This window comes from Methylobacterium sp. EM32 (assembly GCF_040593685.1).
In the GTDB taxonomy this organism is placed as follows: domain Bacteria; phylum Pseudomonadota; class Alphaproteobacteria; order Rhizobiales; family Beijerinckiaceae; genus Methylobacterium.
The window spans coordinates 42,016-48,279 of record NZ_JBEXZS010000067.1 but is presented as its reverse complement, the minus strand read 5'-3'; the positions used below and the strand labels follow the sequence as shown (position 1 = coordinate 48,279).

Below are 6,264 nucleotides of genomic sequence, written 5' to 3'. Positions count from 1 at the left end.
CTCCCCCGCCACCCCCGCCAGATCCTCCCGGATCGCTTGCGTGATCCGCTTCAGCTCCGGCGCCGCCCGATCGCGCGGCTGGCCCGCCGCGATGCGGTGGGCAGCGACGATGCGGCCCGGGCTCCCTGCCAGCACCACGACCCGGTCGGCGAGGTAGACCGCCTCCTCGATGTCGTGAGTGACGAACAGGACGGTCTGGCCCGAAGCGCGGCAGAGCCGGGCGAGCTCGTCCTGCAGAGTCTCGCGGGTGAGCGCGTCGAGGGCCGAGAACGGCTCGTCCATGAGCAGGACGTGCGGCTCGACCGCCAGGGCGCGAGCGAGCGACACCCGCTGGCGCTGGCCGCCGGAGAGCTGGAACGGCCAGCGCCCGGCGAGCGCGCCCAAGCCCACCCGGTCGAGGGCGGCTTGCGCCCGCCGGCGCCGCTCGGCCCGGGGGAGGCGCAGCTTCTCGAGCCCGAAGGCGACGTTGTCGAGGACCCGGCGCCAGGGCAGCAGGCGCGAATCCTGGAACACCAGGGCGACGGCCCGGCGGCCCGGCTCGGGCGCACTGACTGAGACGGTGCCGGCGCTCGGGCGCACGAGGTCGGCGATCACCCGCAGCAGCGTCGACTTGCCGACGCCGGAGGCGCCCACGATCGCCAGGAACTCGCCCGGCTCGATATCGAGGTCGAGGCCGGACAGTACCGTGGTGCGGGTGCCGTCGCGGGTGAAGGTGAGGGCGAGGCCCTGGATCGCGATCAGGCCCGCCATCGGAGCATCCAGCCTTGCAGCGCCGTGAAGGCGGCGTCGAACACGCCGTAGAGCAGCGCCATGGTAAGCATGTAGACGACCACGATGTCGGTCGCGAGCAGCGTCGAGGCCTGCATCATCCGCTGGCCGAGGCCTGCGACCCCGAAGATCTCGGCCGCCACCACCGCCATCCAGGCCTGCCCGATGGCGGTACGCACGCCGACCAGGATCCCCGGCATGGCGGCGGGCCACACCACCGTGATCAGGCGCTCGGGGGCGGAGCGGAAGCCGAAGGCGGCGGCGAGCTCGATCAGGTCGCGGTCGACGCCGCGGATCGCCCCGTGGCTCGCGAAGTAGACGATCCAGAACACCCCGATCGCCACGATGAACAGGGCCGCCTCCGGGCTGACCCCGAACCAGATGATGGCGAAGGGCACCCAGGCGAGGCCCGGCACCGGCCTCAGCACCCGCACCACCCAGGCGGTCAGGCCTTCGGCGGTGCGCGACATCCCCGTCAGCGTGCCGGCGGCGATGCCGAGGCCGATGCCCAGGCCAAGGCCGACGAGGTAATGCCCGAGGCTGCCGCCGATCGCCGCGAGCCACTGGCCGGAGCGCAGTTCGCGCAGGAACGCTTCCGGCAGCACCGAGGGCGGCGGCAGGAAGGCCGGGTTGACGAGGCCGAGCCGGGGCACGGCCTCCCAGAGCGCGAAGAAGGCGGCGAGCCCCAGGAGCGGGAGCAGCAACGCCGCGGGGCGGGATCTCACGGGTGAACTCTCACTTGCGAGTTCTCACTTGCCAGCGACGGCGCGCTCGTAGAGCCGCGGCTCGAACAGCCCGTCGAGGGGCACCTCGCGCTCGAGCGCGCCGATCTTCACCTGGTAGCGCTGCATCGCCGCCGTCGCCTCGACGATGCGGCGGGGATCGGCGGCGAAGCGCGTCGCCGGAGAGGCCAGCGCCCGGCGGATGGTGGCGGTGTCGACGAGGCCCTTGCCGAGCGAGGCCTCGACGATCGGCGCGACGCGCTCCGGATCGCGGCCGATCAGGTCGACCGCCCGCACGATTCCGGTCACGATCGCCTGGGCGACCTCGGGCTCCTTGTCGAGGAGGGCGCGGGTGACGGCGACGACGGTGCCGGGCTGGCTCGGGAACATCTCGCCGCCGAGCGCCATCAGGCGGATCGCCGGGTTGCGCCCGGTGACGATCGAGACCGCGGGCTCGCGCAGGATGCCGCCCTCGACCGCGCCGGCGAGCACCGCCTGCTGGGTCGCGTCGATCCCCATCGAGACGATCGTCACATCCTTCGGGTCGGCCTTCGCCACCTCCCACAGCCAGTGCTGCAGGGTGGTGTTCGGCACCGAGCCGAGGGGCTGGGTGGCGAGCCGCGCCGGGGTGCCGGTGGATTCGCGGTAGCGCCGGAAGACCTCGGCCGGGGCGACGCCGGTCTCGGCGAAGCGGGCGAGCTTGGGGCCGGCAACGAAGACGTTCTCCTCGACCGAGGTGGCGGCCACCACCTTCACGTCGATGCCCTTCGAGCGCGCGACGCCGAGCGGCGCCACGCCCGCGACGTAGACGTCGAGGGTGCCCGAGGCCAGCGCCTGGATCATGTTCGGGCCCGACTCGAAGGTCGTCACGGCGAGCGACAGGCCGGCCTGCTTGAGCCATCCCTCCTTCTCGGCGACGTAGATCGGCGCCGCGGCGAGGATCGGGATCACGCCGACCCGCAGCGGCGCGGCGCGGCCTTCGGCGAGCACCGGCGTCACCCGTCCGAGGGCGGCACCGGCGGCGAGGACCGGGGCTGCCCCGAGGATGCTGCGTCGCGTGATGGTCATGGCCGGCCGTCTGTGGGGAAGGATCGCCTCCGCTTAGGGCATCCTCCTGCAGACGTGCAAGAACGGCGCGCAACTAAGAAATTTTATCTAAAATACAGGCGTATATTGGGATGGATTTCTCTATCGCCGCTTCTATGGAGAAGAACCTCCGGGATCGGCCCGGGGGCGCCCTCCCCACCCCTGGCACGGCCAGTCCAATTTTTTGGTCAGCACAGGCAAGCACCGGCGCTCCGGCCTCTTCTAACCTCGGGTCGTCGGCAACGCGCCGCGTGCTGCAACAGGAGCCCGGACCAGGATGGCCCTCTCGCGTCGTGACCTCCTCCGTACCGCGGCTGCCGTTCCGCTCTCCACCCTAGCGATGCCGGCCGTGCTCCGGTCGGCCCGGGCCGAGACGCCGATCCTCGTCGGCTCGCTGCACGACCAGTCCGGACCGATCGCCGCCTCGGGCACGCCGATGGTCGAGAGCCTGAAGCTCGGGATCGAGGAGGTGAACGCCGCGGGCGGCCTGCTCGGCCGGCCGTTGCAGCTCGTGCACTACGACACCCAGTCCAACATCCAGATGTACTCGCAATACGCCCAGCAGCTCGCCGTGCGCGACAAGGTGGCGGTGGTCCATGGCGGCATCACCTCGGCCTCGCGCGAGGCGATCCGCCCGACCTTCAACCGCTTCCGGGTGCTGTACTTCTACAACGTTTTGTACGAGGGCGGGGTCTGCGACCGCAACACCTTCTGCACCGGCACCACCCCGGCCCAGACCGTGGAGAAGCTGGTTCCTTATGCGATGGGCAAGGATAAGAAGAAGGTCTACATCATCGCCGCCGATTACAATTACGGTCAGATCACCGCCAAGTGGATGCAGAAATACGTCAAGGACCAGGGCGGTGAGACGGTCTCGGTCGATTTCTTCCCGCTCGACGTGACGAATTTCGGCCCGACGATCTCGAAGATCCAGGCGGCCAAGCCCGACCTGCTGCTCTCGGCCCTGGTCGGCGGCAACCACACGGCGTTCTACCGGCAATGGACCTCCGCCGGCATGAAGGGCCAGATCCCGATCGCCTCGACCACCTTCGGCCTCGTCAACGAGCCCTCGACCCTCAACGCCGCCGAGAGCGACGGCGTGCTCGGCGCCTACGGCTACTTCGAGGAACTGACGACTCCGGCAAGCACCGCTTACGTCGCCAAGCTGAAGAAGCAATCGCCGAGCATTCCCTACATCAGCGAACTGGCGGCGGCGACCTACGAGGGATTCTACCTCTGGGTCGAGGGGGTGAAGAAGGCAGGTTCCATCGACCGGATGGCGGTAACCGAGGCCCTGGAGACGGGACTGTCCTTCGACGGGCCGACCGGCAAGGTCACGGTGGACCACGCCACCCACCACGTCACCCGCAACGCCTACCTGGCGGTGGTCAAGGACCGCAAATGGGACGTGCGCGAGACCTACCCAGATGCCAAGCCCCAGGACACCGCGGCGGTGTGCAACCTGATCAAGAACCCGCGCGAGAACAAGCAGTACGAGATCTCGATCTGACGGTGGCCTGAAGTCCAGGCAGCCGTCATGACATCCTCGGCGTCATCCCGGGGCTCGCCGCAGGCGAGAACCCGGGATCCATAACCGCCGACGCGTCAGAAGCGATCGGAACGCGCACCGCCCCATCTTGCATCGTCGGCGGATATGGATCCCGGGTTCCGCTTCGCGGCCCCGGGATGACGCGGAGGGTGGCAGGACGATGTCTCATCTGAACTTCCCCAGACAATTTCTCGCCCGGATGACGTCATGGACCTGTCGCTCATCATCGCGCTCGACGTGGTAAACGGGGCGGCCTCCCTGTTCCTGCTCTGCCTCGGCCTCGCGATCATCTTCGGGATGATGAAGATCATCAACCTCGCCCACGGCGAGTTCGTGATGCTGGGGGCCTATGCCACGGTGATCTCGGCCAATGCCGGGCTCAACATCTGGATCGCCATGCTGGTGGTGGCCCCCCTCGTCGTCGGGCTCGTTGGGCTCGTCATCGAGCGCTGCCTGATCCGCTTCCTCTACGGGCGCCTCGTCGATTCGATGCTGGCGACCTGGGGCCTGAGCCTCTGCCTCATCGGCCTCGTGACGACGATCTTCGGCAACACCATCAACGGCGTTCCGACGCCGCTCGGCGGGTTCCAGGTCGGGGCCTACCGGTCGAGCTGGTACACGATCTTCCTCCTCGCCATGGCCGTCCTGATGATGGCGCTGGTCTTCGGCGTGCTCCGCTTCACCCGCTTCGGCCTCGTCGCCCGGGCGGTGATGCTGAATCCCGGCATGGCCGCGACCCTCGGGGTCAACCCCGCAAAAATCTACATGGCGACCTTCGGCATCGGCGCCGCGATCACCGGGCTCGCCGGCGGGCTTCTGGCGCCGGTCTCGGGCATCACGCCGGTGATGGGCACCGCCTTCGTCGCCAAGTGCTTCATCACCGTCGTCGGCGGCGGCGCGGCGATCATCTCGGGCACGCTCTCGGCCGCCGGACTCTTCGGCTTCGTCAACCAGCTCGGCGCCTACTTCACCACCCCGGTCTACGGCGAGGTGATCCTCTTCCTCTCCGCGATCCTGCTGATCCGCCTGCTGCCGCAGGGCATCTCCGGCCGCTTCTTCAAGGGGACGCTCTGACATGCCCGCCGCCCTGTCGCGCGCCCTCCAGCTCCTTGCTGTCCTCGCCGCCGTCGCCGTGGTGGCGGTCTTACCCACCTATCTCGAACTCTTCACCCTGATGCAGCTGACCTTGTTCGCCGCCATGGGCGTGTTGGCGCTCAGCCTCGGCTTCATCTGGGGCTTTGGCGGCATCCTGTCCTTCGGCCAGACCGCGTTCTTCGGTCTCGGGGGCTACACCTACGCGATCGCGGCGATCAATTTCGGCGACTCCACCAACGCGATCCTGCTGGCGATCCTCTTTCCCGCCCTCTTCGCCGCGGCCCTCGGCTATTTCGTCTTCTACGGCCGGATCAGCGAGGTCTATCTCGGGGTCATCACGCTCACCGTCACGCTGATCCTGTTCAACGTCGTCAACTCGACGGCGGGCGACGCCTACACGATCGGCCAAGCCCGGCTCGGCGGCTTCAATGGCATCCCCTCGGTGCCGACCTTCAACGCGCCCTACACGCCGGACGCGGTGCTGACCCCCGAGGCCGGGTGGTGGGTCACAGGCGGCGCCTTGATCGCCGTCTACCTCCTGATGCGGCTCCTGCTGGCGAGCCCCTTCGGCCGCATCGCGGTGGCGGTGCGCGAGAACGAGACCCGCGCGGCGCTCCTCGGCTACGATCCGCGGCTAATCAAGCTCGGGGTGTTCATGGTCGGCGGCGCGGTCGCGGGGCTCGCCGGCGCGCTCTACGTCAACTGGGGCGCCTTCGTCGGCCCGACGATCTTCTCCCTGTCGCTCTCGGCCGAGATCATCATCTGGATCACCGTCGGGGGCTTAAGCACCCTGATCGGCCCGGTGGTCGGGTGTTTCCTGATCCAGTTCCTCACCGCCAAGATCGGATCGCAGCAGGCCTTCAACGCCAACCTCGTGCTGGGCGTGATCCTGGTCGGCTTCGTGCTGCTTCTGCCGAAGGGCATCGTGCCGACGCTGAAGAATGCCCTCCTCGGGCTCGGCCGCAAGGCCAAACGGCGCCCGGCCGCCTCCACCGCCGCCCGGACCCAGATCGCGGGAGCCGAATGACATGGGAGACGAATAAG

The 6,264-nt window shown here is 68.8% G+C and carries 6 protein-coding genes; 3 read left to right on the top strand and 3 right to left on the bottom strand.

All coding sequences use genetic code 11. The annotated features are described in order from the left end of the window. The 3 genes from ABZT49_RS10200 to ABZT49_RS10190 all read right to left on the bottom strand — a co-directional run. Nucleotides 1-750, bottom strand: a 750-nt coding sequence (locus ABZT49_RS10200) for an ABC transporter ATP-binding protein (RefSeq protein ID WP_355285866.1), incomplete at its 3' end; no start/stop codon positions are given. Further along, nucleotides 738-1,493, bottom strand: a complete 756-nt coding sequence (locus tag ABZT49_RS10195; protein WP_355285864.1) for an ABC transporter permease subunit — start codon at nucleotides 1,491-1,493, stop codon at nucleotides 738-740. The genes ABZT49_RS10200 and ABZT49_RS10195, both read right to left, overlap by 13 nt. A gap of 24 nt (nucleotides 1,494-1,517) precedes the next feature. Further along, nucleotides 1,518-2,558, bottom strand: coding sequence for an ABC transporter substrate-binding protein (locus ABZT49_RS10190; RefSeq protein ID WP_355285862.1), 1,041 nt, complete (start codon nucleotides 2,556-2,558; stop codon nucleotides 1,518-1,520). A 295-nt stretch (nucleotides 2,559-2,853) separates the two neighbouring features. Between ABZT49_RS10190 and ABZT49_RS10185 the strand changes: the two genes are divergently transcribed. The 3 genes from ABZT49_RS10185 (at nucleotide 2,854) to ABZT49_RS10175 (ending at nucleotide 6,247) form a co-directional block, all read left to right on the top strand. Next, the gene (locus tag ABZT49_RS10185) at nucleotides 2,854-4,086 is read left to right on the top strand and encodes an ABC transporter substrate-binding protein (RefSeq protein ID WP_355285860.1); all 1,233 of its coding nucleotides are present in this window, start codon (nucleotides 2,854-2,856) and stop codon (nucleotides 4,084-4,086) included. Between the two features lie 246 nt (nucleotides 4,087-4,332). Further along, on the top strand, nucleotides 4,333-5,199 hold the full coding sequence (locus ABZT49_RS10180) for an ABC transporter permease subunit (RefSeq protein WP_355285858.1): 867 nt from the start codon (nucleotides 4,333-4,335) through the stop codon (nucleotides 5,197-5,199). A 1-nt stretch (nucleotide 5,200) separates the two neighbouring features. Beyond that, nucleotides 5,201-6,247 (top strand): ABC transporter permease subunit, encoded by a 1,047-nt coding sequence (locus ABZT49_RS10175; protein ID WP_355285856.1) that lies wholly within the window; start codon nucleotides 5,201-5,203, stop codon nucleotides 6,245-6,247. The last annotated feature ends 17 nt before the right edge of the window (nucleotides 6,248-6,264 follow it).